Raw genomic sequence first — 23,817 nt, forward strand, 5'->3', positions numbered from 1 at the left:
GAACGATAGCGCAGCGTGTAAATGGGGCAGAGCGTACTCCTGTCGCGAGGGTGGTTTCAGGTGGTTGCTGAATATGACACGGCGATGATCCGGTCGGACTAAGCTCGCCCGCAGCGCACCGAGTTGGGGTGTATTCGTGCGCTTGTTCCAAAAAATACCGAAGATCCAGTTTGATTCGCAGATAAACCCCAGCAAGTTCCCCGACCTTCAGCCGATTTGTCTCAGAGGGCATACATGGTGAGTGTTCAATCGCCTCCCGGTGGCCGTGAACTTCCCTACGCGCGGGTACTGCTGCTGCCGGCGATACTGATGGCCGCGGTCACCGGGACCGGTGTCGCCCTGGTGACGGGGTCGGCCCGGATCGCCGTCGGCTTGTGCGGAGCCGGCGCGACAATCCTGGTGATCGCGGTAGCGGCCGTCGCGGTGCGCCGCGGCCGTATGGTCCGTGACCTGCGTGCCGAGCATGCCCGGAGGACCGCTTACCTCGAGCAGCGGATCGCCGCCCACGACCAGGAGTTCACCCGGCTGGGCAAGGAGATCCTGCCCGCCGCGCTGTACCGCCTGCGCGGCGGAGAATCCCCCGACGAGGTGATTCGCAACGAGATCGACGGTGACGCCGAGTGGGGCGAAATCCCCAAGTCCCAGCGCGACCTGGTGCACATGGTGCTCGAGATCGTCGACCGCGAGGAAGCGCTGCGTGACTCCTCGCAGCGGTCCTTCGTGAACATCGCCCGGCGTGTCCAGGCGATCGTCCACCAGCAGAACAAGGAACTCCGGGAGATGGAGGAGGACCACGGGCGCAACCCCGAGGTCTTCGACGACCTCCTGCGCATCGACCACGGCACCGCGCTGATCGGCCGCCTCGCCGACTCCATCGCCGTCCTCGGCGGCAGCCGCCCCGGACGTGTGTGGCCCAAGCCCGTCCCGCTGTACAGCGTGCTGCGTGGCGCGATGTCCCGCATCCTGGACTACCGGCGCATCGAACTGCACTCGATCGCCAAGGCCAACGTCAACGGCGTCTCCGTCGAACCGGTCATCCACGCCTGCGCCGAACTCCTCGACAACGCGACGCGCTACTCGCCGCCGCACACCAAGGTGCACGTCACCGCCGTCGAGGTACAGACCGGCATCGCCATCGAGATCGAGGACGGCGGCGTCAGCCTCAGCGAGGAGTCCCGCGCCAAGGTCGAGGACATGCTCGCCAAGGCCCAGGCAAGCGTCGACATGCAGGAACTCGGCGACAGCCCGCGTCTCGGCCTCGCCGTCGTCGGCCGTCTGTCGACGATGTACAAGATGCACATCGCGCTCCGGCAGTCCGCGTACGGCGGGGTCCGCGCCGTGATCGTCGTACCGCGCGACATGCTCACCGCCGATCCCGCTCCCGGGCTCGCCCACGGCATCGGCGCAGCCGCCGTACCCACGATGGACACCGATGGTGTCGAGGGCCCCGAGCGCAAGCCCAAACGGCGCCGCCCGACCACCGGGCCGCGGGTCCCCAGCTCCGCGGAGGAGATGGTCCCGGGCATGGACGACGACGTCCCCGTCGTCACCGAGTGGACGCCGAACGGCCTGCCGCAGCGCCGCAGCCGGGTGACGATCCCGCTCAGCCAGCGCATGGCAGAGGCCGCCGCCGCGGAGGCCGCGGCCGAGGCCGCCATGGCCGCCGCGCCCGTGTGGCAGCCCGAGCCCGAACCGGCGAAGGAGCTGCCCCCGCCCGGCATGTGGGTCGAGGCGTTCATGGCCGGACTCAAGCGTGACCCGGACCCGAACGCCTTCACCCGGAACCCGAACGACCCGACGGCGTCCACCGCTTCCACCGTGAACAACGAGCCGGCCCGTACCGACGCCGACGATGAGGGGGATCTCAAGTGATCCAGCAGCGAGCCAACTTCGACTGGATGCTCAAGGATCTGGCCGACGGCGTACCCGGCATCCAGCAGATCGTCGTGCTCTCCGCCGACGGCCTGCGGATCGCCCGCTACGGCGGCGACCCGGACACCGCCGACCGCGTCGCCGCGGCCTGCGCGGGACTGCAGAGCCTGGCCGGGGCCGTCGCCGGCGAGATCCCGCAGAGCGACGGCCAGATGCGGATGGTCATCATCGAGATCAACGGCGGCTACTTCTACCTGATGGCCGCGGGGTCCAACGCCTATCTCGCGGTGCTCGCCAACGAGACCGCGGAACCCGGGCTGATGAGCAACCGCATGCGCGACCTCGTCGACCGGATCGGCTCCCATCTCACCAGTCCGCCGCGGCGGAACGGGCAGACCGTATGACGCCTCCGCAACGCCAGCGGCGCAAACCCAAGCAGGAGCCACCTCCCCCGCCGGCCGTGGCAGGGCCCCAGGACGGAGCGGGGGACCGCCCACCCGAGCGGCTCTACATCCTCACCGGCGAGGACTGCGAGCGGGCCCCCATCGACCTCGTCACGTTAATCGTGGCGCGCGCCGATCCGCCGCGCTCCGCCGCACCGGAGCAGTCGGCGCTGCTCCGGATCTGCCAGGCCCCTCTTTCCGTGGCCGAGATCTCGGCCTATCTCAATCTGCCGATCAGCGTGGTGACCGTCCTGCTCACCGAGCTGCTGACGGCCGAACTGGTACAGGCGCGCGCACCGGTCGTCAGGCAGGCGCGGGCCGACCGTTCCCTCCTCGAAGCGGTGATGCATGGACTTCAAAAACTCTGACACCATCACGGGTCCACGGGCCGAGGACCACCTGCCGCGCACCGCGCAGGCCGCCGTGAAGATCGTGATCGTGGGCGGTTTCGGCGTCGGCAAGACGACCATGGTGGGCTCCGTCAGCGAGATCAAGCCGCTGACGACCGAGGAGACCATGACGCAGGCCGGCATCGGAGTCGACGACAACTTCGGCTCCAAGTCCAAGACGGCCACCACCGTGGCCATGGACTTCGGCCGCATCAGCGTCACGGACGAGCTGGTGCTCTACCTGTTCGGCACCCCCGGCCAGGAGCGCTTCTGGTTCCTGTGGAACGGACTGTTCGAGGGCGCGCTCGGCGCGGTCGTCCTGATCGACACCCGCCGGCTGGAGGTCAGCTTCGACGTCATGGGACGCCTGGAGGAGCGCGGCGTGCCCTTCGTCGTCGCGGTCAACGACTTCCCGGACGCGCCCAGGTACGCCGTCGAGGAGCTGCGCCAGGCGCTCGACCTGGCCGAGGAGATCCCGATCATCCGCTGCGACGTGCGACGCCGGGCCTCCAGCCGCGACGTCCTGATGACCCTCATGCGCTTCCTGCACTCCCTGACGATGACGGGGGCGTCGACATGAGTCCGGTACCAGTTCCGCCAGTCCCCTGAACCGCACGCTGTACGAGTCCCCAGGGCCGGGAGCCGTGTCGTCCCGCACGGAGTCCCCTCCCGGTCTTCACCAACTCCCCAGACATCGGATCCACTTCAGCTCGGAGCGATCATCGTGACGCCTGAACCCCACTCCCTGACCGGTACGGACGACCCCTCGCTCGGTCCGCCCCCCGGTTGCCCCGCCCACGGCAAGGGCCCCGGCGGCCTGCGCCGGCTGTACGGCCCCGAGGCGGAGGACCTGGGAGCCGTGTACGAGAAACTCCGCGCCGAACACGGCGCGGTGGCCCCCGCGTTGCTCCACGAGGACGTGCCGATCTGGGTGGTGCTCGGCCACGGCGAGAACATGCACATGGTGCGGAACCCCTCGCAGTACTGCAAGGACAGCCGGTTGTGGACTCCCATGCAGGATGGCACGGTCAAGCCCGACCACCCCCTCATGCCGCACTTCGCCCGGCAGCCCATCTGTAGCCACACCGAGGGCGACGAGCACCTGCGGCTGCGCGGCGCGGTCACCGGCGCCATGTCGACCATCGACCACCGAGGCATCCGCCGCTACATCAACCGCGCGACCCAGCACCTCGTGAACGAGTTCTGTGAGGAGGGCCGTGCCGACCTGGTCAGCCAGTTCGCCGAGCACCTGCCGATGGCGGTGATGTGCGAGATCCTCGGCATGCCCGAGGAGTACGGCGACCGGATCGTGCAGGCCGCCCGCGACATGCTCAAGGGCACCGAGACTGCGATCGCCAGCAACCAGTACGTCATGGATGCCCTGATGCGGCTCACCGCCCGCCGCCGGGCCGAGCCCAAGGACGACTTCACGAGCCACCTCATCAACCACCCGGCGGGGCTCGACGACGAGGAGATCGGCCAGCACCTGCGCGTCGTCCTGATCGTCGCGTACGAGAGCACCGCCAACCTCCTCGCCAACGTACTGCGGGAGGTGCTCACCAACCCGGGGTTCCGCGCTCAGCTCAACGGCGGCCAGATGACGGTGCCCGAGGCGGTCGAGCAGTCCCTGTGGGACGAGCCGCCGTTCAGCACTGTTTTCGCCTACATCGCCAAGCAGGACACCGAGCTGGGCGGCCAGCGCATCCGCAAGGGTGACGGACTCCTCCTCGGCATGGCACCGGGCAACGTCGACCCGCGGGTCCGGCCCGACCTCAAGGTCAACATGCAGGGCAACCGCTCCCATCTCGCCTTCAGCGGCGGTCCCCACGAATGCCCGGGCCAGGACATCGGCCGCGCCATCGCCGACGTCGGCGTCGACGCGTTGCTGGCCCGCGTTCCGGACATCCAACTCGCCTGCGGGGAGCACGAGCTGCGTTGGCGGTCGTCCGTCGCGAACCGGCACTTGGCGGAGCTGCCGGTGAAGTTCGAGCCGAAGTCCCCGCAGGAGATCTTGGAGCGGCCCACCGTCAGGCGGGTGCCGCCGCAGCGCCCGAACAACTGGCAGGTCAGCACGGAGCAACCACAGGCCACGGCTCCGGAACCCGCCGTCCCGGCCGGCGAGCCCACGCCGACGTCGGTGCCCGAACCGGCCCGCCGACCGGGCGTGTTCCGGCGTTTCCTGCGTTGGTGGGGCGGCAACTGAGCCGACCGGGCACCGGGGCTACCCTGCCCACTCCTCGTACGACGACCAGGCCCACAACTCCCGTGGGCTGACGAACCGGTGCTCGTGTCCCGTGACCGGATCGGTGAACTCCAGTACCCGCGCCAGCAGTTGGAGCGGACGCCGGAAGTCACCGGTCGGCACGGGGCCGGTGACCACCGGATAGAGGGGATCGCCGAGGATCGGGGCCCCCAACGCGCTCATATGCAGCCTCAGTTGGTGCGTCTGCCCGGTACGTGGTGTCAGCCGGTACCGGGCACGCCCGTTCCGGTGCTCCAGCAACTCGACTCGGCTGACGGCGTTCGGCTCGCCCTCGACCTCGCGGGCCGCCATGGCCCCGCGCTCCTTGACGATCCGGCTGCGCACGGTGCGGGGCAGGACCAGCGCGGGGTCGTACGGCGCCACGGCCTCGTACTCCTTCGCCACCCGCCTGTCCCGGAACAGCGACTGGTACGCGCCGCGCTCCTCGGGCCGCACGGTGAACAGCACCACCCCGGCCGTCAGACGGTCCAGTCGGTGCGCCGCGCCCAGCGTCGGGATGCCCAGCTGCCTCCGCAGTCGCGCCAGGGCCGTCTCGGCGACATGGCTGCCGCGCGGCGTGGTAGCCAGGAAGTGCGGCTTGTCAGCCACCACCACGTGCTCGTCCCGGTACAGGACGCCGACCTCGAACGGCACGTGCTCCTCGTCGGGCAGCTCCCGGTGGAACCACACGAACATCCCCGGCACGTACGCCATGTCCCGCGGCACCGGACGCCCGGTGACGTCCACGATCCGCCCCGCGTCGAGCATTCCGTCGATCACCCCGGCCCCGGCCGCGAGCCGCGCCACCAGATGATCCCGCACGGTCGCCCACGCATCCCCGGTCGGCAACCGCACCCGCACCGGATCCACCCCGTCGCGCTGCGGCAGGGGAGAGGGCGGGGGCGGGGTACGGCGTCTCATCACGATCAAGCATACGAGGGGCGTGGAGTGCCAGGCGTGCTCTCCATCGCCCGGCCGTTCTTGTGCCGCAGGTCAGAGAGCTGCCCCTCGATCAGGCCGACGAACAACTCCCGCGGCTCCGGTCGCGAGAACACCGCCTGCTGGGAGTGCTGGACCGGGAGCCGCCGGGCAAAACCGTGCGCGCCGAGGTCGACGTGACCTCCTTCGGGTTGGTTTACGCAACCGCTGTGGCTGCGTTGTGGCGGTCCCCGCAGTGTGGGCAGACACCGGCGGCGGCCGAGTAGGGCACATCGGCCTTTATTCGGTTATGGGCGGGGCCATGAGGTCCTGTCTTGGGGGTAGGGCGTCCCGCGCGATGGTTGTGTCGTCCGGTGAGGGTGTGCCATTCGAGATTTCCCCGCATCCAGTGCCGCAGTCCGGCCAGGTAGCGGGCGAGTTCGGGCGAGGCGTGGCGCGCGACGTCGGGTTCCAGACGCAGGTACGCACGCATGAGGCTGTCGTGGAGCTCGCCGGTCGCGCACATGCTCCGCTCGAGAGACCATCCGTGGCGTGCGGAGAGCACGGTGGGCAGGCTGTGGCTGCCGATGTCAGCGCTTTCTTTGGCGACCGAATACAAGTCGTTCACCAGCATGATCATCAATGAGGCGGCGAGCGACAGAGATCGAACACCAGGCTCTTCCCAGTCACGGGCGGGCAGTTCGTAGCCGCCGACGACATCGATCAGTGCCTGGCAGGCCATGGCCCCGTTGTACTTGCGATGAGCCAGGTACTCCGCGGGATCGGGAACGTGGCCGGCGATACGCCAGGCGTTTTCCGCCGCCATCGCCAAGAACGTGGCGGTCGTCTCGTGGCGCAGACGGCCTACTTGCGTCGGCGTGCCCAAGCGTGTGATGTGTTCTGCGGTCTCGCGGAGCGCACGCGCCACTGGGTCACTGCCGACAAAGCCCTCGATCGAGGGGCAGTCGGGCAGCCGGGAGCCGTTCTCCTGCGCGGTCAACGACCCCGCGAGCCGTGAAGCGCTCGCGGCGAGGTGGACGCCTTCGATTCCCTCGTCGCAATAGTGATCGTCCGCGGCGAACAGGGCGGTCATGTTGCGGGCCGCGAGCATCAGGTGATCGTGGTCGACCGCATCAGGGTGCGTGAACGCCGCGAACGTGCCGAACCGGTATCCGTTCAGCTCAGTCCGCTGCCCCGGGAAGAGATCAAGGCTCAGCGCCCAAGAGACGATCTCTTCGTCCGCCCTGCGAGCCGCCGCCGCGTCGTAGGTGACGGGAAAGGGGCACAACACGCTCGGCACTGACAAATCCTGTATGGAGGTGTTGCTCTTCATGCCTCTTATGGTGCGTTGTGTGGGCGCCTCAGGGGAATGGCTGGTTCTGGCCACAATGGCAGCGGTTCCCAAGCCCTTTCCCCTCGCAGGAGCACCGACCGTACCTGCCGCATCGGAATTCGTGCTGGATTCAGGCAGGGGGGCCGGTCTTGAGCGAACCGCGGGTTCGACGGTTCGGCGGACCTGGCAACGGGCCGCCACGCTGGACGGGTCATCGCCGGCCACGTGGGAGGCGCCGTAAGAAGCGCCTGACTGAAACTGGACGGGTCGGTCCAGCCGGGGCACGATGATGCCGCCCTAGTGGTAAGGAGTGAGCTGGCCGGCCGGGTTGCCGAAGCGGGTGGGGTACTGGCCGGCACCGCGTCGGTCCAGGCCAGGTCATCCGGCGCCCTCGTTCGTCAGGACAGCGTGGCTGAACCCCTGATCTCGGATGTCCGCCGAAGCGGATCAAGCGCGCTCGGCAGAGTGCACGCGTCGTGCACGCATCAGCCGGTACAGTGCCCCGCCCCCCACCGTGACCAGCAAGAACAGCACCGTGAACCACTGGAAGTACCAGTGCCCGCCCGCCGGGTCGTACACCTCCGCCCTGGGCCAGGCCAGGTTGACCGTCATGAACAGGCCGTAGAGGAGGGCCAGCGCGTTGACGGGGACGCCCCAGCGGCCGAGGGAGAAGAGCGGGCGCCCCGTCTCGTCGGTGCCCTCGACCGTGAAGCCGCCGCGCAGGCGCTGCCACAGCAGGGGGCCGGTGACCATCGCGTACGCGAGGTACAGCATCACGATGCAGGTGGTCCCGATGGCCAGGAAGGCCTCCGGCGAGGCGAAGTTGAGGAGCAGCAGGGCCGCGGCGAGGACACCGACGACCAGGGCGGGGGCGCTCGGCATACCGGTGCGCGGGTTGACCTTCGCCAGGCGCCCGGAGAAGGGCATCTGGCCGTCGCGGGCCATGGAGAACAGCATCCGGCATGCCGACGTCTGGATCGCGAGGGTCGCGACGGCGATGGCGACGACCACGTCCACCAGCAGGGCCCGGCCCACGCCGTCGCCCAGGCTGCTGGTGAGCACGTAGCTCAGGCCCTCGACACCGAGCCGGCCGTCGGTGAGGCTGGGCGCTGCGAGCAGACCCCCGAGGATGATCAGGCCGCCGAGCAGGCCCGCGGCACCGAGCGCGGTGAGGATCGTGCGGGGCGCGGTGCGCCGGGGATGGTGCGTCTCCTCGCTCATCTCGCCCGCGCTGTCGAAGCCGATCATCACGTACGCCGCCGTGAACGACCCCACAAGGAGCGCCCCGACCAGGCCCGACTCGGCGGCCGTGCCGGTGTGGAAGGTGATGCCCGGGGTGCGCTCGGAGTGAGTGAACAGGAGCACGATGATCAGGGCCGCGCCGATGATCTCGGCGGTCACACCGATGCGGTTGATCAGGGACATCACACGGTTGTCGATGACGTTCACGAACGTCGTCAGGACCAGCAGGAACACACCCAGGACCGCCGCGTTGGCCGCGCCGCTCGCCGACGTGGGCGCCGGGTCGTCGCCGATCAGCTGGAAGCCCGGCCAGATCGCGGGCATGACCACCTGCAGCGCGAGAGCCGCGGCCGCGACCACCACGATCTGCCCGATCACCATGATCCAGCCGGCGAACCAGCCGAAGGTGAGGTTGGAGAGCCGGGACGACCACTGGTAGATGGCGCCGGAGATCGGATAGCGCGCGGCCAGCTCGGCGAAGCACGCGGCGACCAGCAACTGGCCGATCAGCACGGCGGGCCAGGCCCAGAAGAAGACGGGACCGCCGAACGCGTACCCGAAGGCGAAGAACTGGAAGACGGTCGTCAGGACGGAGATGAAGGAGAAACCGGCGGCGAACGAGGCGTACCGGCCCAGGCTGCGGTGCAGCTCCTGGCGGTAGCCGAACTCCGCGAGGGAGCGGTCGCCGGACGACTCCGGCGGATCGGGGCGTACGTCGGAGGGGGCGGTGGTGGTCACGGCGGCGGCACCTGCCTTCGGCGCAGGGGAGCGGGATCCTGGCGGCGACTTGCGGAACTCCGCGGCGGAATTCCTGTCGGGTGACAGAAATTAGGGAGAGCCTGTTTCGCCCGCGTGACGCGGCCATGTCGAGGCCGGGCCTAAGTCCTCACGCCCTTGCGCCGGACCCTGAATCGCGATACATCGTGTGTATTGACGTTCGCCGTCGAGACGCGATATGTTCGGCCACGGATATTCGTGTACGAGGATATGGGTGGTGATCCCGGTGGCGATCAAGCGCCGCAAGCTCGGAAACCCCCTGGCGCTGGCCGTCATGGTGCTGCTCACCGAGCGGCCGATGCATCCGTACGAGATCGCCCAGACCCTGCGCAGCCGCGGCAAGGACACGAGCCTGAAGATCAACTACGGCTCGCTCTACACGGTTGTGCAGAACCTGGAGAAGCACGGATTCGTCGAGGTCGCCGAGGTGCAGCGGCAGGGCAACCGCCCCGAGCGCACGCTCTACGGCATCACGGACGCCGGGCGCGAGGAGGCGACGGAGTGGCTGTCGGACCTGCTCTCCGTCCCGGCACGTGAGTTCCCGATCTTCGAGGCCGCCCTCTCGCTGATGGCGGCGATCCACCCCGACGAGGTGGCGCGGCTGCTGACCGAGCGGCTCAAGGTGCTGGAGGTGCAGGCGGCCAGCGCCCGCGGCGGCCTCACGAAGCTGTACGAGACGCTGCCGCGGATCTTCCTCGTCGAGAGCGAGTACCAGCTGCACATGGTCGAGGCGCAGGCCGAGTGGGTCCGCAGCTTTCTGAGCGAGCTCCGGTCCGGCGAGCTCGACGGGATCAAGGAGTGGCGGAGCTTCCACGAGACCGGGGAAGTGCCGCCGGAGTTCGAGGAGTTGGAGGCCCGCCACTTCGACAAGGAGTGAAGCACTCCGACAAGGAGTGAATCACTTCGGCAAGGAGTGAAGCAGGAACAAGAAGAACAGACCCCGGCAGAGCTGTTGGAGCAGCTCCGCCAGGGTCTCGAACCCCGAGCCGACTCCGCGGTGAGGCAGGCCAGGCGATCGAGGTGCGGCACACCCAGGATAGCCCGGCGCTCTTCACGCGGATCAGCCGTCATCCGCTCACCCAGGAGAGCAGTCGTCATGAGCACCCGTGCGCCCGCAGTGCAGGCGCGTCAGCTGATCAAGACCTACCCCGGTGATGTCACCGCCCTCAGCGGCATGGACCTCACCGTCGAGGCAGGCACCGTCTTCGGACTCCTCGGCCCGAACGGCGCCGGCAAGTCCACCACCGTCAAGATCCTCACCACCCTCGCCCGCCCCGACTCGGGCACCGCCACGGTCGCGGGCCACGACGTCCTGCGCCACCCGGACCGGGTGCGCCGTGCGATCGGCGTGGTCGCCCAGAAGTCCGGCGCCGACCCGGTGGCCACCGGCCGCGAGAACCTCCGACTCCAGGGCAGGCTCTACGGATTGAAGGGCGCGGACCTCCGCCGGCGGGTGGACGAGCTACTGGCCCGCTTCCATCTCGTGGACGCGGCCGGCCGCCAGGTCAAGGGCTACTCCGGAGGCATGCAGCGCCGTCTCGACGTCGCCCTCGGTCTTGTCCACCGGCCCGAGGTCCTCTTCCTCGACGAGCCGACGACCGGCCTCGACCCCGAGGCGCGCACCGCGATGTGGGACGAGATCGCCCGCCTCGCCGGCGACGAGGGCCTGACCATCCTGCTCACCACGCACCACCTCGAAGAGGCCGACCGTCTCGCCGGGCACATCGCGATCGTCGACCGCGGCCGAGTCGTCGTCGAGGGCACCCCGGACACCCTCAAGGGCGAACTCCGCGGCGACGCCGTCCATGTGGAACTGCGCCACCCGGTCGGCGAGGCCGGCCGTACGCTCCTGACGGGCGCCCTCACCGCCCTGCCCGGCGTGTACGAGGCACTCGTCGACGGCCGCCGCATCAGCGTCCGCGCCGAGGACGGGGCCGCGGCCGTGCCCGCCCTGCTCGCCGCCCTGGAACGCGCGGGGGTCGCCGTCAGCGCCGCCACCGTCGCCCGCCCGTCGCTCGACGACGTCTATCTGCGCTACGCGGGCCGCCGTTACTCCGAAGCCGAGACGGCGGCCGCGGTCGCGGCGGAGTCGGCCGACGGCCTCGCCCTCACGGGAGGCACGCGATGAGCACCAACGCCCTGACCCAGACCTGGTACATGACGCAGCGCCAACTGACCGCGGTACTGCGCCAGCCCGCGTACGTCGTGATGATGCTGATCCAGCCCGCGATCTGGCTGTTCCTGTTCGGTAACCTCTTCAAGGAGGTCGTGGAACTCGGTGGCTTCGGCACGACCAGCTATCTCGACTACCTCGTACCGGGCATCGTCGTGATGAGCGCGCTCAGCTCCAACATGTGGGCCGGCATGGGCACGTTGGAGGAGATCGAGCGCGGCACGCTCAACCGGTTCCTCACCACTCCGGTCGGCCGCGGCGCCCTGATGAACGCCAACGTGGTGCAGCAGGCGCTCACCACGGCCGTGCAGTCCCTGCTGATCATCCTGCTCGGCAAGCTCGGCGGCGCGGACTATCCGGGCGGGGCCGCGGGCCTGCTCGTCCTCGTGGTCGCGGCCTCACTGCTCGGCACGGTCTTCGGCGCGTTCTCGAACGCGCTCGGGATGCTGGTGCGCCAGCGGGAGTCGATCATCGGCATCAACACGTTCCTGCTGCTGCCGCTGACCTTCCTCTCCTCGGCCTTCATGGCCCCGTCCCGGATGCCCGGCTGGATGCGCACCATCGCCGACTACAACCCGCTCGACTGGGCGATGGTGGCAGGCCGTTCAGCGATGTCGGACAACCCCGACTGGTCCACCGTACTGACCAGGAGCGGCGCACTCCTGGCCCTGGCGATCACAGCGGTCTGGCTCTCGACCCGCACGTTCAGGTCGTACCAACGCTCGGTCTAGGCCGTAGAGGCGCGGTCGCTCTGCAGCCGTGCCCCGTCAGGGGCGCGGGGAACTGCGCGACCAGCCCAAGACGACCCGCAGACGAAAACGCACCCCCGGGAGGGAACCCTAAGCAACCGGCGGAGCCTCCTGCTCCGCCTCAACCTGCGCGTTCCAGTCCCGCTTCGCGGCCTGCCACCCATCCTCGTTGTGCCCCAGCCGCCAGTACCCGGAGATGGACAGATCCTCGCGGGCGACCTCGTGCTCGACCCGCAGCAGTCGCCGAAGCTCCTTCACGAACGCGGCCTCACCGTGCACGAACGCGTGCACCCGACCCTCGGGGAAGGAAAGGCCCCGCACGGCCTCGACCAGCGCCTCACCGATCGGCCGGTCGCCGCGGTGCAGCCAGACGACCTCGACGTCGGAGTCGATCTTCTGCTCCTCCTCGGGCCCGGCGACCTCCACGAAGGCGTGCACCCGCGCACCGTCGGGCATCGCCTCCAGGGAGGCGGCGATCGCGGGCAGCGCGCTCTCGTCACCGGCCAGCAGATGCCAGTCCGCCTCGGCGTCGGGGGCGTACGCCCCGCCGGGGCCGAGGAACCGGACGATCTCGCCGGCCTGGACACGCGTCGCCCACGGCCCGGCGAGACCCTCGTCGCCGTGGATCACGAAGTCGAGTGTCAGCTCGTGCAGTTCGGGGTCCCAGGCGCGCACCGTGTACGTACGTGTCACGGGCCACTGGTCGCGCGGGAACTCCTCGCGGATCCGGGCGATGTCGAAGGGCTCCGGATAGGTCACGCCCTCGGCCCCGAACAGCAGCTTGACGTAGTGGTCTGTGCTCGTGCCCGCGGTGAATTCGGCGAGGCCGTCGCCGCCGAGGACCACGCGCTGCATGTGCGGCGTGAGTCGCTCCGTGCGGATCACGCTCGCGGCGTGGGGCTTGGGAGCCCTCCGTGCCGGACGCTCTGCCATGACAGCCTCCCGAAGTTCGCTTAGGCTTACCTAAGTTAGCACCTCACCGTCCACTGGCGCCCCCTTCTTGAGAACCCGATTACCGTTCCGTGGGAATCGAATTGCTGCTTCACCTGCGAAGTGTCGACAGCAGTCGCGCCAGCGAACCACCCAGGCCCCAGCGTGTCGCGAGCTCCTCGAGAGTCGCCGGATCGCGCGGTGCGTGGGGCAGCGCGGTGGTCACGTGCGGCAAGGGTACGTCCCCGGCCACGCGGACGACCTTGGGCGCGACGGCGAGGTACGGCCGGGACTCGTCGAGACGCTTGCGCTGGGACGGTGTGAGTTTGGCCTTCGGGTCGTCGACCGCCGCCAGGATCCCGGCCAGGTCCCCGAACTCGGCCAGCAGCTTCGCGGCCGTCTTCTCGCCGATGCCCGGCACGCCCGGCAGGCCGTCGCTCGGGTCGCCGCGCAGCAGGGCCAGATCCGCGTACCCCCCGCCGTCGACGCCGTACTTCTCGCGCAGCCAGGTCTCGTCCGTGAGCTGCAGCATGCCGACGCCCTTGAGCGGGTACAGCACGCGCACCTCCCGCTTGTCGTCGACCAGTTGGTACAGGTCGCGGTCGCCGGTGACGATGTCGACCGGGCCCGTGGCGCGGCCGGCGAATGTCCCGATCACGTCGTCAGCCTCGTACCCCTCGACGCCCACGCGCGCGATGCCCAGTGCGTCCAGGACCGCCTCGATGACCGGCACCTGGGGCGAGAGCGTGTCGGGCACCTCCTCCTCGTCCGGGCCGGTCTCGGTCTCCTGGGCGACGCGATGCGCCTTGTAGGAGGGGATCAGGTCGACCCGCCACTGGGGCCGCCAGTCCGCGTCCATGCAGGCGACCAGATCGTCCGGGCGGTGGTCCTTCACCAGCCGGTCGATGAACTCGAGCAGGCCCCGCACGGCGTTCACCGGTGTGCCGTCCGGGGCCCGCACGGAATCCGGGACCCCGAAATAGGCCCGGAAGTACAGGGAGGCGGTGTCGAGGAGCATGGTTCGCCGGGGCTGCTGCGTCTGCTGCGTCACGCCTCGCATCATGCCGTACGCCACTGACAGTCACCGGTAGTCACTGGTCGGCGCGGAGAGTGGGCGAAAACGAGTGCCCGCACCGTCCGGATGTAAACGCCTTGTGAACTGGGACACGGTCGCGTTTGCGCCATCAAGGCGGGGGCAGGCGCCGACCCGGAGCGAACCCGGTCGCATTTTCAACCACAACTGACATATGCGCACCGGACGAGCGGGCGGAACCCGCGTCGCTCCACGGCCCGCCGGCGGGGGAGGCGGGCCGTCTTCGTTCGACCCGAGAGGTACTTGTGTCATCCAGGCTGCAGGCGGAACAGCTCTACAAAGTGTTCGGCAGACGACCCGGCGAGGCGGTCGAGCGACTGCGCGGGGGAGCCGACCGTGAGGAACTGCGCGCGGACGGCACCACGGCCGCGGTGATCGACGCGTCGTTCACGGTCGAGCCGGGCGAGATCTTCGTCGTCATGGGCCTGTCCGGGTCCGGCAAGTCCACCTTGCTGCGCATGCTCAACGGGCTCCTGGAGCCGACCGCGGGACGCGTGGTCTTCGACGGGCAGGACCTGACCGCGCTGAACGACCGGGAGATGCGCGAGGTGCGCTCCAAGAAGGTCAGCATGGTCTTCCAGCACTTCGCGCTCTTCCCGCACCGCAGCGTCCTGGAGAACGCCGCGTACGGCCTGGAGGTACAGGGCCTGCCGCGCGCCGAGCGCGAGGAGCGCGCCACCAAGGCCCTGGTGCTGGCCGGCCTCGCCGGCTGGGAGACGTCCTGGCCCGACGAGCTGTCCGGCGGTATGCAGCAGCGCGTGGGCCTCGCCCGGGCGCTCGCCACCGACGCCGACCTGCTGCTGATGGACGAGTCCTTCAGCGCGCTCGACCCGCTGATCCGCCGCGACATGCAGGACCAGCTGATCGAACTCCAGAAGAAGCTGAAGAAGACCATCGTCTTCATCACCCACGACCTGAACGAGGCCATGCGCCTGGGCGACCGCATCGCCGTCATGCGCGACGGCAGCATCGTCCAGATCGGCACCGCCGAGGACATCCTCGTCCGCCCCGCGAACGACTACGTCGCCTCCTTCACCAAGGACGTCGACCGCTCCCGGGTCCTCACCGCGTCCTCCGTCATGGACACGGAGCTGCGCGGCGACGAGGCCGACTGCGGCTGCGAGACCGCCAGGCCCGACTCCTCGTTCGGCGAGCTGTGCGCCATCAGCGCGCGGCTCACGCACCCCGTGGCGGTCGTCGACAAGAAGGGCAAGCTGGTCGGTGTCGTGCCCCGGCAGCGGCTCGTCGGCTTCCTCGGCGACGAACAGGCGGAACCAGTGCCCTGCGACACACCGCGCGACAAGAACGTCGAGGCGGTGAAGGCCGGTGCCTAGGATCCCCTTCGGCGACTGGGTCAACGACACGGTCGACTGGCTGCTCGACCACATGGCGTGGCTCTTCGACTTCCTGAAGACCGTCTTCCAGGGCACCTACGACGTCATCAACGACGTCCTGCAGGCGCCCGAACCCCTTCTCCTCGCGGGCATCTTCGCGGTCATCGCGTTCTGGCTGCGCGGCACGTCCGCCGGTGTCCTCGCCTTCGTGGGATTCGCCTTCATCGACTCCCTCGAACTGTGGGAGAACGCGATGGTGACCCTGTCGCTGGTCCTCGTGGCGACGATCATCGCGCTCGTCATCTCCGTGCCCGTCGGTATCTGGGCGGCCCGCTCGGACCGCGTCAGCGGCATCGTCCGCCCCGTGCTCGACCTCATGCAGACGATGCCCGCGATGATCTACCTCATCCCGGCGATCCTGTTCTTCGGCACCGGCGGACCCGCGGGCATCGTGGCCACCCTGATCTTCGCCCTGGCGCCCGGCGTCCGTATGACGGAACTGGGCATCCGCCAGGTCGACAAGGAACTGGTCGAGGCCGCCGACGCGTTCGGCACCACCCCGGGCAACATCCTGCTGCGCGTCCAGCTGCCGCTGGCGCTGCCCACCGTCATGGCCGGCGTCAACCAGGTCATCATGCTGGGCCTGTCCATGGCCGCCATCGCGGGCATGGTCGGCACCGGCGGCCTCGGCGGTGACGTGAACGAGGCGATCGGCCAGCTCAATGTCGGCCTCGGCGCCGAGGCGGGCATAGCGATCGTCATCCTCGCCATCTACCTGGACCGCATGACCAGCGCCCTGGGCACCCAGGTCTCGCCGCTCGGCCGCCGCACCGCAGCCAAGCTGCGTGCCGCACAGGGCCTGAAGATCTGGTCCTACCGCCCCCGGCCCTCCGTGGCCGTCGTCGGCGTCGTCGTCCTCGCGCTCGTCGCGGGCGGCATGGGCATCTTCGGCTCCGGCGACAGCGAGCCCACCGCGTCCGACGCCGGGAACGTAGGCCAGGGCAAGAAGGTCAGCATCGGCTACATCCCTTGGGACGAGGGCGTCGCCTCCACCTTCCTCTGGAAGGAGATCCTGGAGCGGCGCGGCTTCGAGGTCGAGACCAAGCAGTTCGACGCCGGCCCGCTCTACACCTCGCTCGCCCAGGGCGACATCGACTTCCAGACCGACTCGTGGCTGCCGGTCACGCACGAGCAGTACTGGAAGAAGTACGGCAAGCAGCTCGACGACCTGGGCTCCTGGTACGGCCCGACGTCCCTGGAGCTGAGCGTGCCCGCCTACATGACGGACATCAAGTCCCTGGAGGACCTCAAGGGCAAGGCCGGCGAGTTCGACGGAAAGATCACCGGCATCGAGTCGAGCGCCGGAATGATGGGCCTGCTCAAGACCAAGGTCCTCAAGGAGTACGGGCTCGACAAGGAGTACAAGGTCGTCGACAGCTCCACGCCCGCGATGCTGGCCGAGCTGAAGCGCGCGTACGCCAAGAAGGAGCCGTTCGTCGGCACGCTCTGGTCGCCGCACTGGGCGTACAGCGAGTACAAGCTGAAGAAGCTCGAGGACCCCAAGGGTGCCTGGGGCAAGGGCGACGGCGTGCACACGCTCTCCCGCAAGGGCTTCGCCCAGGACAACCCGGTCGTCGCCAAGTGGCTCAAGAGCTTCAAGATGACCGAGGAGCAGCTCACCAGCCTTGAGGCGGACATCAACGAGGCCGGCAAGGGCAAGCAGCAGGACGCCGTGCGCACCTGGCTGAAGAGCAACCCTGGTGTCGTCGACAAGCTGGCCCCGGTCGAGAAGTCCTCCTCCGGCACGCCGGCCGAGGCGAAGCGCACCGTCGACGTCGCCTGGTTCCCCTGGGACGAGGACGTCGCCGTCACCTACCTGTGGAAGGACGTCCTGGCCCGGCGCGGCTACAAGCTGAACCTCAAGCAGATGGACGTCGGCCCGGTCTACACGGGCCTGGCCACCGGTGACATCGACCTCAACTTCGACGCCTGGCTGCCGTACGCGCAGGCGAACTACTGGGACAAGCACAAGAACAACCTGCGCGACCTCGGCACCTGGTACGAACCGACCTCCCTGGAGATCGCCGTTCCCTCGTACGTGAAGGACGTCAAGTCCCTCGCCGACCTCAAGGGCAAGGCCGACACCTTCGACGGGAAGATCATCGGCATCGAACCGGGCACCGGCGAGATGAACCTCGCCAAGACGAAGGTCCTGCCCGGCTACGGCCTGGACAAGGAGTACGAGATCGTCGACGGCTCCACGCCCGCGATGCTGGCCGAGCTGAAGCGCGCGTACGCCAAGAAGGAGCCCGTCGCCGTCACGCTCTGGTCGCCGCACTGGGCCTACAGCGAGTACAAGCTGACGAAGCTCGCGGACCCGAAGAAGACGTTCGGCGAGGGCAACACGATCCGGACGATCTCCAGCAAGAAGTTCCCCGAGCAGTACCCGCAGCTCACGAAGTGGATCAAGAACTTCAAGATGAGCGAGGACGAGCTCGGCAGCCTGGAGAGCGAGATCAAGGACCGCGGTCAGGGCCAGGAGGAGGAAGCCGTCTCCGCGTGGCTGAAGGAGCACCCGGACATGGTGGAACGGATGACTCCGCAGTAGACACGTCCCCAGTGGGGGCCTCCGCGAGGGGTGGGCAGCGCCATACGGCGAGGCCCACCCCTCGCGGCGTCACCTGTGCATACGACCCGGGCAAGGGCCGCGCCGACCTCCCGGCACCGTTCGCACACCACGAAAGCCGCGCCGGCTCTCCCACCGGCGCGAACCGTGACGGTCGGTCACGCGATCGGTGCGGCGATGTTTACAGCGATGTGACGGGCGCATGAAACGGTTTGCCGAACACCCGTAGGGTGCAGACAAGACATCAGGAACTCGCGAGAAATCGGCGTGTACGTACAACGAACGTGCCGCCATCGGACCGCACCGCACGCACGCACCGAGCAGCGCACCGACGACGCAAAGGGGGGAGCCGAAGCGATGGACGAAAACAAAGAGACCCTTCGAGTGGGCGCGGCCGTCAGGCGGCGGCGCCGGGCACTGGAGCTCACCCTCGCCGTCGTCGCCGAGCGCAGCGGCCTGTCGGTGCCGTTCCTGAGCCAGGTCGAGAACGAGCGGGCGCGGCCCAGCATGCGTTCCCTCCAGCGGGTCGCGGACGCCCTGCACACCACGTGTGTCGAACTCCTCGCCGCCGCCGACCCGGCGCGCAGTGTCGACGTGGTGCGCGCGGACGACTCCGAGTTCAACCACGAGCCCCGAGTGCGCCCCCTGGTGCGCGGTCACCACCAGTTGCACGCCATGGAGTTCTCCGGCGACCACGACGCGGGCCGCGAATTCCAGCACCGCAACGACGAGTTGATGTACGTGGCCGACGGCGCCGTCGAGGTCGAGGCGGAGGGCCGCGCCTACCGGCTGGGACGCGGCGACACGCTGCACCTGACGGGCGGCGTACGGCACCGGTGGCGGGCGACCGACGCCGACACACGCGTGCTCATCGTCGCGGTCGCGGACCACATCGAGGCCGTGGAGGACGATCCACGCCGATGACCGTCATCCGGAGTCCTCGGCCATGAGAGTGGTCCGGTCATGAGAGTGGTTCGGTCATGAGAGTGGTGTCACTCGTCCCGTCGCTCACCGAGGCCGTCGCCGAGTCCGCGCCGGGCGTCCTGGTCGGGGCGACCGACTGGTGCAGCCATCCGGCCGGCCTCGACGTCGTACGCGTCAAGGGCACCAAGAACCCGGACGTGGAGCGGATCGTCGCCCTCGCGCCCGACCTGGTGATCGCCAACGAGGAGGAGAACCGCGAGCCCGACCTGACCGCCCTGCGGGAAGCGGGACTCGACGTGCTCGTCACCGAGGTACGGGACGTGCCGGGAGCCTTTCGCGAGCTGGACCGGGTGGTCCGGGCGTGCGGGCTGCGGACGCGGCCGCGGTGGCTGGACGAGGCCGAGGAGGCCTGGCTGGACCCGCCCCGCCCGGAGAGGCGCCTGCGCGCCGCCGTACCGATCTGGCGGCGGCCCTGGATGGTGGTCGGGCGGGACACGTTCGCCGGGGACGTGCTGGCACGCCTGGGCGTCGACAACGCGTACGCGAGCCATGCCGAACGCTATCCGCGCATCCCGGTCGACGAGCTGCGTGCCGTCGGCCTCGACCTGGTCGTGCTGCCCGACGAGCCGTACCGCTTCACGAGCGACGACGGCCCGGAGGCGTTCCCGGGGCTGCCCTGCGCGCTGGTCGGCGGGCGCCATCTCACCTGGTACGGGCCGTCGTTGGTGCGGGCACCGCGAGTGCTCGGCGAGGCGCTGCGAGCAGCCGTCCGCTGACCAGACCGCGGGCCGTGTGGACGGCGGCCACCGCCCAGGCCGCGAGGAGCAGGGCGTACAGGGCGACCGTGAGCCCGTCGTAGACGACGAGTCCGGTATGCCGGGCCAGCCCCTCGGCACCCGTGACACACGTACCGACCGGGAAGGTGAACGCCCACCAGGTCATGCCGAAGACCATGCCTCGGCGGCGGGCCCGCAGCACCAGGGCGGCGGCCAGCGCCAGCCAGAGCAGCGCGAAACCCATCACCGGGACGCCGTAGAGCACCGGCAGGATCGCGAATCCCCGGTCGTACGGGGCGGGCACCGCACCCGGGGCCGCGACGGCGAACTTGTCGACGGCCGTCGTGGACTGGCCCAGCGGGCCCAGGACCAGGAACAGGGTCGGGGTGAGCGCGAGCGGCAGCGGGCCGCCCGTGACGAGGCGGGCGAAGACCATCGGCAGCATCACGAGCGTGGCCAGCAGGCTGAGACCGAACATCGCGAAGCAGGCGAGCAGCAGCGTCTCGCGGGGCTGGCCGGCCGGGAGATGCGGTACGAGCAGGGGGCCGAGCGCTGCGGAGACCATCGGTGCGACGAGGGGGAGCAGCCACACCGGGGTGGCCTGGGACGGGTCCACCCGGTGGCGCACGACCATCAGGTACGGGACGGCCACGGCTGCCGCCAGGCCGATCAGGGTGCCCGTTGAGAAGAGCACGACGTCCAGGGCGACCGCCGCCTGTATGCCGATCCAGTCCCGCCCGACCACCAGCGCGCCGCCGCCCACGGCCAGCAGGGCCATGGAGAGGCAGCCGTAGAAGGGGGCCATCGACGGGTCCAGGAGGTGGGCGCGGGCCTGGTCCCCGTGGTGCGTCCAGTGGACCGCTCGGGCGGCCAGCAGGGCGATGAGCATGGCGAGGGCGAGCGCCCAGATCGTCGCGCAGAACGTACGGAGGCCCGGGATGTCGAAGGGGAGGCCCGCGCCCGCGGTGGCCACGATCGCCGTGCCCATCACCGGGGCGTACCAGTTGGGGCCGAGATGACGGAAGGGGGATGACTCTGCCTCTGCCTCCGCGTTTGCCCTTGTGGGGCGGCTGGGGTTGGCATGGCTGGTGTTGTCCGTGGTGGCGGTGAGCGGGTGGGCTGTGGCCATGAGTTCACCGTGCCTCGGTGGGGGACGGCCCACCAGGGAGTACCGGTCTATGAGGACATAAGGTGGGCTTATGAGTCGGGATGACGGGACGGGTGACCAGGGGGTTCGCGAGACGGCGTCCATACCGGTGGGTGGGCTGTCGCATCGGGTCCCTGATCTGGGTGCGCTGGAGCTGCTGCTCGCCGTGGCGCGGCTCGGGAGCCTCGGCCGGGCCGCCCGGGAGATCGGGATCACGCAGCCGGCCGCCAGCAGCCGGATCCGGTCCATGGAACGGCAGCTGGGGGTCGCCCTGGTCGACCGCTCGCCCACCGGCTCGCGGCTCACCGACGCGGGGGCGCTCGTGACGGACTGGGCCCGGCGGGTGGTGGAGGCGGCGGAGGCCTTCGACGCGGGGGCACAGGCCTTGCGGGACCGGCGGGACTCCCGGTTGCGGGTCGCGGCGAGCATGACGATCGCCGAGTACCTGCTGCCCGGGTGGTTGCTCGCGCTGCGCGCGCAGCGGCCGGACACCGCGGTGTCGCTGATCGCCGGGAACTCGACGGTGGTCGCCGAGCGGGTGCTCTCCGGCGAGGCGGACCTCGGCTTCGTGGAGGGCGTGTCCGTGCCGAGCGGGCTGGACTCCGTGGTGATCGCCCACGACCGGCTGATCGTCGTGACCGCACCCGGGCACGCCTGGGCGCGGAGGCGGCGGGCGCTCGACGCTGGGGAGTTGGCGGGGGCGCCGCTGATCCTGCGGGAGGAGGGGTCCGGGACGCGGCAGGTGCTTGACGCGGCGCTCGGCGGCCTGGCCCGCCCTCTGATCGAGCTCTCGTCCACGACGGCGGTGAAGGCGTCCGCGGCTTCGGGGGCGGGACCGGCGGTTCTGAGCGAGCTGGCGTTGGGGGAGGAGCTGTCCGCTCGGAGGCTCGTCGAGATTCCTGTGGAAGGGGTCCGGCTGAGCCGGGATCTACGGGCTGTCTGGCCGGTGGGGCATCGGCCTACAGGGCCTGCGCGGGACTTGTTGGCGCTGACGCGGTCGTAGGGGCGCGGGGCGGCGACATTCGCGGCTCCGCCGCGTGGGCGCGACCGGCCCCCACCCACCCGTACATGACACTCCAACCGAGGCGCGCCACATCACCCGGACAGCGCCCCCGTGGCACGCGCGGTGGGAAATGTGGTGGCGACGGGGCGCGCCGCCGACGGACGATGCGGGGCATGACGATGAGCGCACCGCCGGCGACAGGCGTCCGCATCCCGTGGGGAGCGGTCCCCGAGTCGGTGAGACACGCTGTCGCGGACCTGCTCGGCGGCCCCGTCGTGGAAGCGGTCACGCAGACCGGCGGATTCTCGCCGGGACCGGCCGTGCGGGTGAGGACCGCGGACGGCCGACGGGGATTCGTGAAGGCCGTCAGCTCCGAGGCGAACCCGGACAGCCCGGACATGCACCGACGCGAAGCGAGGAACGCGGCCGCCCTGCCGGCCGGAACCCCGGCACCGAGGCTTCTCGGAATGCACGACGACGGGAACTGGGTGGCGCTCGTCTTCGAGGACATCGACGGGCGGCAGCCCCGTGTGCCTTGGGACAAGGGGGAGTTGGCGCGCGTTCTCGACGCAGTGGGGGAGCTCAGTCGCACGCTCACGCCGTCCCCCGTGGACGTCCCGCCGGTCGGAGAGTCCCTCGCGGGTGCCTTCCGAGGCTGGCAGCAGATGTCGGATACGGGGCACGGCGCCGGAGACAGGAGCGAGGGCCTCGACCCCTGGACCGTACGGAATCTTCCCGCGCTCGCCGAACTCGCCGAACCCTGGGCCGAGTTCGCCTCGGGCGACACCCTCGCCCATGGCGACCTCCGCGCCGACAACATCCTCCTCACGGCCCCGGAGAACGCATCGCATCGTGTGCTCTTCGTCGACTGGCCGCACGCCCAGCTGGCCGCCCCCTGGTTCGACCTCCTGGTGATGCTGCCGTGCGTCCGTGCACAGGGCGGCCCCGATCCCGAAGTGCTGTTCACCGAGCACCCGTTGGGGAGGGCGGCGGACCCGGGCCGGGGTGACGGCAACCTTGGCCGCGCTTGCGGGATACTTCGTCGGACAGTCGCGGCGGCCCTCGCCACCCGGCCTGCCGACGCTCCGCGCGTTCCAGCGGGCCCAGGGCGACGCAGCCCTCGAATGGCTCTCAGGAAGCGGCTCGGATCAGGCCCGTCATGACCCGGGTGTCCTCGCCCATCTCCGGGTGCCACTGGACGCCCAACACCCAGCCAGGGCCGGGGAGTTCGATTGCCTCGACCGTGCCGTCTGCCGCGTGGGCGGAGGGGGCGAGGCCCGTGCCCAGGTGGTCCACCGCCTGGTGGTGGTAGGTCGGTACGGAAGTTTCCTCGGGGATCAACGCGGCGTAGAGCGAACCCGGCACCGGCTTCACCGTGTGTCGGCCGAAGACCCCTACGGCCTCGACATGACCGTCGAGGTGCTGGACGAGGGTTCCGCCGAGCGCCACGTTCAGGAGCTGCATTCCGCGGCAGATTCCGAGGAGGGGTGTGCCGGAGGTCAACGCGGCGTCGATCAGGGCGAGTTCCCAGGTGTCGCGGGCGCGGGCCTCGGGGCCGCAGCGTGGGTCGCGGGCGGCGCCGTAGCGGGACGGGTCCACGTCGGGGCCGCCCGCGATCACCAGTCCGTCGAGCCGGGCCACGGTCTCGGCCGCGCGGGTGGGTTCGTCCGGTGGCAGCATCGCCGCCAGGCCGCCCGCCGACTGGACCAGGCGCGGGTAGCCGGCCGGCAGCAGTGCCGCCTCCAGTTCCCATACGCCCCAGCGTGCGGTCTCCAGATAGGTGCTGACTCCGATGAGCGGTCTGCCTGCCATCCCCACGCTCCCTGTCCGTTGTGCGCCCCTCCGG

20 protein-coding genes and 1 pseudogene are annotated in these 23,817 nt (G+C 69.8%); 14 read left to right on the plus strand and 7 right to left on the minus strand.

The window, feature by feature from the left end:
• Positions 1 to 234 precede the first annotated feature (234 nt).
• The 5 genes from ACIBEI_RS42355 to ACIBEI_RS42375 all read left to right on the plus strand — a co-directional run bounded on the left by ACIBEI_RS42355 (position 235) and on the right by ACIBEI_RS42375 (position 4,907).
• Positions 235 to 1,872 (plus strand): sensor histidine kinase, encoded by a 1,638-nt coding sequence (locus ACIBEI_RS42355; RefSeq protein WP_398896212.1) that lies wholly within the window; start codon positions 235 to 237, stop codon positions 1,870 to 1,872.
• A complete protein-coding gene (locus tag ACIBEI_RS42360) occupies positions 1,869 to 2,276 on the plus strand; it encodes a roadblock/LC7 domain-containing protein (protein ID WP_189839990.1) in 408 nt (135 codons plus the stop codon). The genes ACIBEI_RS42355 and ACIBEI_RS42360 overlap by 4 nt, the downstream gene beginning before the upstream one ends.
• Positions 2,273 to 2,683 (plus strand): DUF742 domain-containing protein, encoded by a 411-nt coding sequence (locus ACIBEI_RS42365; RefSeq protein WP_398896213.1) that lies wholly within the window; start codon positions 2,273 to 2,275, stop codon positions 2,681 to 2,683. Before ACIBEI_RS42360 ends, ACIBEI_RS42365 begins: the two co-directional genes overlap by 4 nt.
• Positions 2,664 to 3,284 carry an ATP/GTP-binding protein gene (locus ACIBEI_RS42370; RefSeq protein ID WP_307526419.1) on the plus strand — a complete coding sequence of 207 codons (621 nt, stop codon included), beginning with the start codon at positions 2,664 to 2,666 and terminating at the stop codon, positions 3,282 to 3,284. Before ACIBEI_RS42365 ends, ACIBEI_RS42370 begins: the two co-directional genes overlap by 20 nt.
• 144 nt (positions 3,285 to 3,428) lie before the next feature.
• Positions 3,429 to 4,907: a cytochrome P450 gene (locus tag ACIBEI_RS42375; RefSeq protein ID WP_398896215.1), complete on the plus strand. Its 1,479-nt coding sequence runs from the start codon at positions 3,429 to 3,431 to the stop codon at positions 4,905 to 4,907.
• Positions 4,908 to 4,925: 18 nt separating this feature from the next.
• Here ACIBEI_RS42375 and ACIBEI_RS42380 read toward each other — a convergent pair whose 3' ends face one another.
• The 3 genes from ACIBEI_RS42380 to ACIBEI_RS42390 form a co-directional block, all read right to left on the minus strand.
• Complete coding sequence (locus ACIBEI_RS42380) at positions 4,926 to 5,867, minus strand: RluA family pseudouridine synthase (protein WP_398896216.1); 942 nt, start codon at positions 5,865 to 5,867, stop codon at positions 4,926 to 4,928.
• 214 nt (positions 5,868 to 6,081) lie between these two features.
• Positions 6,082 to 7,197 (minus strand): terpene synthase, encoded by a 1,116-nt coding sequence (locus ACIBEI_RS42385; RefSeq protein ID WP_398896218.1) that lies wholly within the window; start codon positions 7,195 to 7,197, stop codon positions 6,082 to 6,084.
• Between the two features lie 447 nt (positions 7,198 to 7,644).
• Complete coding sequence (locus ACIBEI_RS42390; protein ID WP_398896219.1) at positions 7,645 to 9,177, minus strand: amino acid permease; 1,533 nt, start codon at positions 9,175 to 9,177, stop codon at positions 7,645 to 7,647.
• A 217-nt stretch (positions 9,178 to 9,394) separates the two neighbouring features.
• On the opposite strand from ACIBEI_RS42390, the gene ACIBEI_RS42395 reads away from it, so the two are divergent.
• The 3 genes from ACIBEI_RS42395 (at position 9,395) to ACIBEI_RS42405 (ending at position 12,120) form a co-directional block, all read left to right on the plus strand.
• A complete protein-coding gene (locus tag ACIBEI_RS42395; protein WP_398896221.1) occupies positions 9,395 to 10,093 on the plus strand; it encodes a PadR family transcriptional regulator in 699 nt (232 codons plus the stop codon).
• A gap of 219 nt (positions 10,094 to 10,312) precedes the next feature.
• Entirely contained in the window at positions 10,313 to 11,344 is a 1,032-nt protein-coding gene (locus ACIBEI_RS42400) for an ATP-binding cassette domain-containing protein (RefSeq protein ID WP_398896222.1), read from the plus strand.
• Complete coding sequence (locus tag ACIBEI_RS42405; protein WP_398896223.1) at positions 11,341 to 12,120, plus strand: ABC transporter permease; 780 nt, start codon at positions 11,341 to 11,343, stop codon at positions 12,118 to 12,120. The genes ACIBEI_RS42400 and ACIBEI_RS42405 overlap by 4 nt, the downstream gene beginning before the upstream one ends.
• A gap of 108 nt (positions 12,121 to 12,228) precedes the next feature.
• On the opposite strand, the gene ACIBEI_RS42410 is transcribed toward ACIBEI_RS42405, so the two are convergent.
• Together ACIBEI_RS42410 and ACIBEI_RS42415 are read right to left on the minus strand one after the other, a co-directional pair.
• Complete coding sequence (locus ACIBEI_RS42410) at positions 12,229 to 13,071, minus strand: siderophore-interacting protein (protein ID WP_398896225.1); 843 nt, start codon at positions 13,069 to 13,071, stop codon at positions 12,229 to 12,231.
• Positions 13,072 to 13,180: 109 nt separating this feature from the next.
• Positions 13,181 to 14,128 (minus strand): 5'-3' exonuclease H3TH domain-containing protein, encoded by a 948-nt coding sequence (locus tag ACIBEI_RS42415; RefSeq protein WP_398896277.1) that lies wholly within the window; start codon positions 14,126 to 14,128, stop codon positions 13,181 to 13,183.
• Positions 14,129 to 14,406: 278 nt separating this feature from the next.
• Between ACIBEI_RS42415 and ACIBEI_RS42420 the strand changes: the two genes are divergently transcribed.
• The 4 genes from ACIBEI_RS42420 (at position 14,407) to ACIBEI_RS42435 (ending at position 19,821) form a co-directional block, all read left to right on the plus strand.
• Entirely contained in the window at positions 14,407 to 15,495 is a 1,089-nt protein-coding gene (locus ACIBEI_RS42420; protein WP_398896227.1) for a glycine betaine/L-proline ABC transporter ATP-binding protein, read from the plus strand.
• Entirely contained in the window at positions 15,488 to 18,103 is a 2,616-nt protein-coding gene (locus tag ACIBEI_RS42425) for an ABC transporter permease/substrate binding protein (protein ID WP_398896228.1), read from the plus strand. Before ACIBEI_RS42420 ends, ACIBEI_RS42425 begins: the two co-directional genes overlap by 8 nt.
• 375 nt (positions 18,104 to 18,478) lie before the next feature.
• Positions 18,479 to 19,045: a helix-turn-helix domain-containing protein gene (locus tag ACIBEI_RS42430; protein ID WP_398896229.1), complete on the plus strand. Its 567-nt coding sequence runs from the start codon at positions 18,479 to 18,481 to the stop codon at positions 19,043 to 19,045.
• A 56-nt stretch (positions 19,046 to 19,101) separates the two neighbouring features.
• Positions 19,102 to 19,821 (plus strand): helical backbone metal receptor, encoded by a 720-nt coding sequence (locus ACIBEI_RS42435; RefSeq protein ID WP_398896231.1) that lies wholly within the window; start codon positions 19,102 to 19,104, stop codon positions 19,819 to 19,821.
• Here ACIBEI_RS42435 and ACIBEI_RS42440 read toward each other — a convergent pair.
• Positions 19,748 to 20,950: a TDT family transporter gene (locus ACIBEI_RS42440; RefSeq protein WP_398896232.1), complete on the minus strand. Its 1,203-nt coding sequence runs from the start codon at positions 20,948 to 20,950 to the stop codon at positions 19,748 to 19,750. The two genes, ACIBEI_RS42435 and ACIBEI_RS42440, sit on opposite strands and share 74 nt — an antisense overlap.
• A 70-nt stretch (positions 20,951 to 21,020) precedes the next feature.
• Here ACIBEI_RS42440 and ACIBEI_RS42445 point away from each other — a divergent pair, with 70 nt between their 5' ends.
• Together ACIBEI_RS42445 and ACIBEI_RS42450 are read left to right on the plus strand one after the other, a co-directional pair.
• On the plus strand, positions 21,021 to 21,971 hold the full coding sequence (locus ACIBEI_RS42445; protein WP_398896233.1) for a LysR family transcriptional regulator: 951 nt from the start codon (positions 21,021 to 21,023) through the stop codon (positions 21,969 to 21,971).
• Between the two features lie 173 nt (positions 21,972 to 22,144).
• A pseudogene (locus ACIBEI_RS42450) lies at positions 22,145 to 23,102 on the plus strand (phosphotransferase family protein); the annotation flags it as partial.
• Here the strand turns inward: ACIBEI_RS42450 and ACIBEI_RS42455 are convergent.
• Positions 23,103 to 23,783, minus strand: a complete 681-nt coding sequence (locus tag ACIBEI_RS42455; protein ID WP_398896235.1) for a gamma-glutamyl-gamma-aminobutyrate hydrolase family protein — start codon at positions 23,781 to 23,783, stop codon at positions 23,103 to 23,105.
• Between the last annotated feature and the right edge of the window lie 34 nt (positions 23,784 to 23,817).

The organism is Streptomyces sp. NPDC050988, assembly GCF_044456225.1.
In the GTDB taxonomy this organism is placed as follows: Bacteria; Actinomycetota; Actinomycetes; order Streptomycetales; family Streptomycetaceae; genus Streptomyces.

Bases quoted from the DNA above. Each gene is read 5' to 3' on its own strand.
- ACIBEI_RS42395 (WP_398896221.1), top strand. From the start codon at position 9,395: ATGTTCGGCCACGGATATTCGTGTACGAGGATATGGGTGGTGATCCCG.
- ACIBEI_RS42440 (WP_398896232.1), bottom strand. From the start codon at position 20,950: ATGGCCACAGCCCACCCGCTCACCGCCACCACGGACAACACCAGCCAT.
- ACIBEI_RS42445 (WP_398896233.1), top strand. From the start codon at position 21,021: ATGAGTCGGGATGACGGGACGGGTGACCAGGGGGTTCGCGAGACGGCG.
- ACIBEI_RS42380 (WP_398896216.1), bottom strand. From the start codon at position 5,867: ATGAGACGCCGTACCCCGCCCCCGCCCTCTCCCCTGCCGCAGCGCGAC.
- ACIBEI_RS42430 (WP_398896229.1), top strand. From the start codon at position 18,479: ATGGACGAAAACAAAGAGACCCTTCGAGTGGGCGCGGCCGTCAGGCGG.
- ACIBEI_RS42365 (WP_398896213.1), top strand. From the start codon at position 2,273: ATGACGCCTCCGCAACGCCAGCGGCGCAAACCCAAGCAGGAGCCACCT.
- ACIBEI_RS42405 (WP_398896223.1), top strand. From the start codon at position 11,341: ATGAGCACCAACGCCCTGACCCAGACCTGGTACATGACGCAGCGCCAA.
- ACIBEI_RS42370 (WP_307526419.1), top strand. From the start codon at position 2,664: ATGGACTTCAAAAACTCTGACACCATCACGGGTCCACGGGCCGAGGAC.
- ACIBEI_RS42410 (WP_398896225.1), bottom strand. From the start codon at position 13,071: ATGGCAGAGCGTCCGGCACGGAGGGCTCCCAAGCCCCACGCCGCGAGC.
- ACIBEI_RS42415 (WP_398896277.1), bottom strand. From the start codon at position 14,128: ATGCGAGGCGTGACGCAGCAGACGCAGCAGCCCCGGCGAACCATGCTC.
- ACIBEI_RS42385 (WP_398896218.1), bottom strand. From the start codon at position 7,197: ATGAAGAGCAACACCTCCATACAGGATTTGTCAGTGCCGAGCGTGTTG.
- ACIBEI_RS42400 (WP_398896222.1), top strand. From the start codon at position 10,313: ATGAGCACCCGTGCGCCCGCAGTGCAGGCGCGTCAGCTGATCAAGACC.
- ACIBEI_RS42435 (WP_398896231.1), top strand. From the start codon at position 19,102: ATGAGAGTGGTGTCACTCGTCCCGTCGCTCACCGAGGCCGTCGCCGAG.
- ACIBEI_RS42355 (WP_398896212.1), top strand. From the start codon at position 235: ATGGTGAGTGTTCAATCGCCTCCCGGTGGCCGTGAACTTCCCTACGCG.
- ACIBEI_RS42455 (WP_398896235.1), bottom strand. From the start codon at position 23,783: ATGGCAGGCAGACCGCTCATCGGAGTCAGCACCTATCTGGAGACCGCA.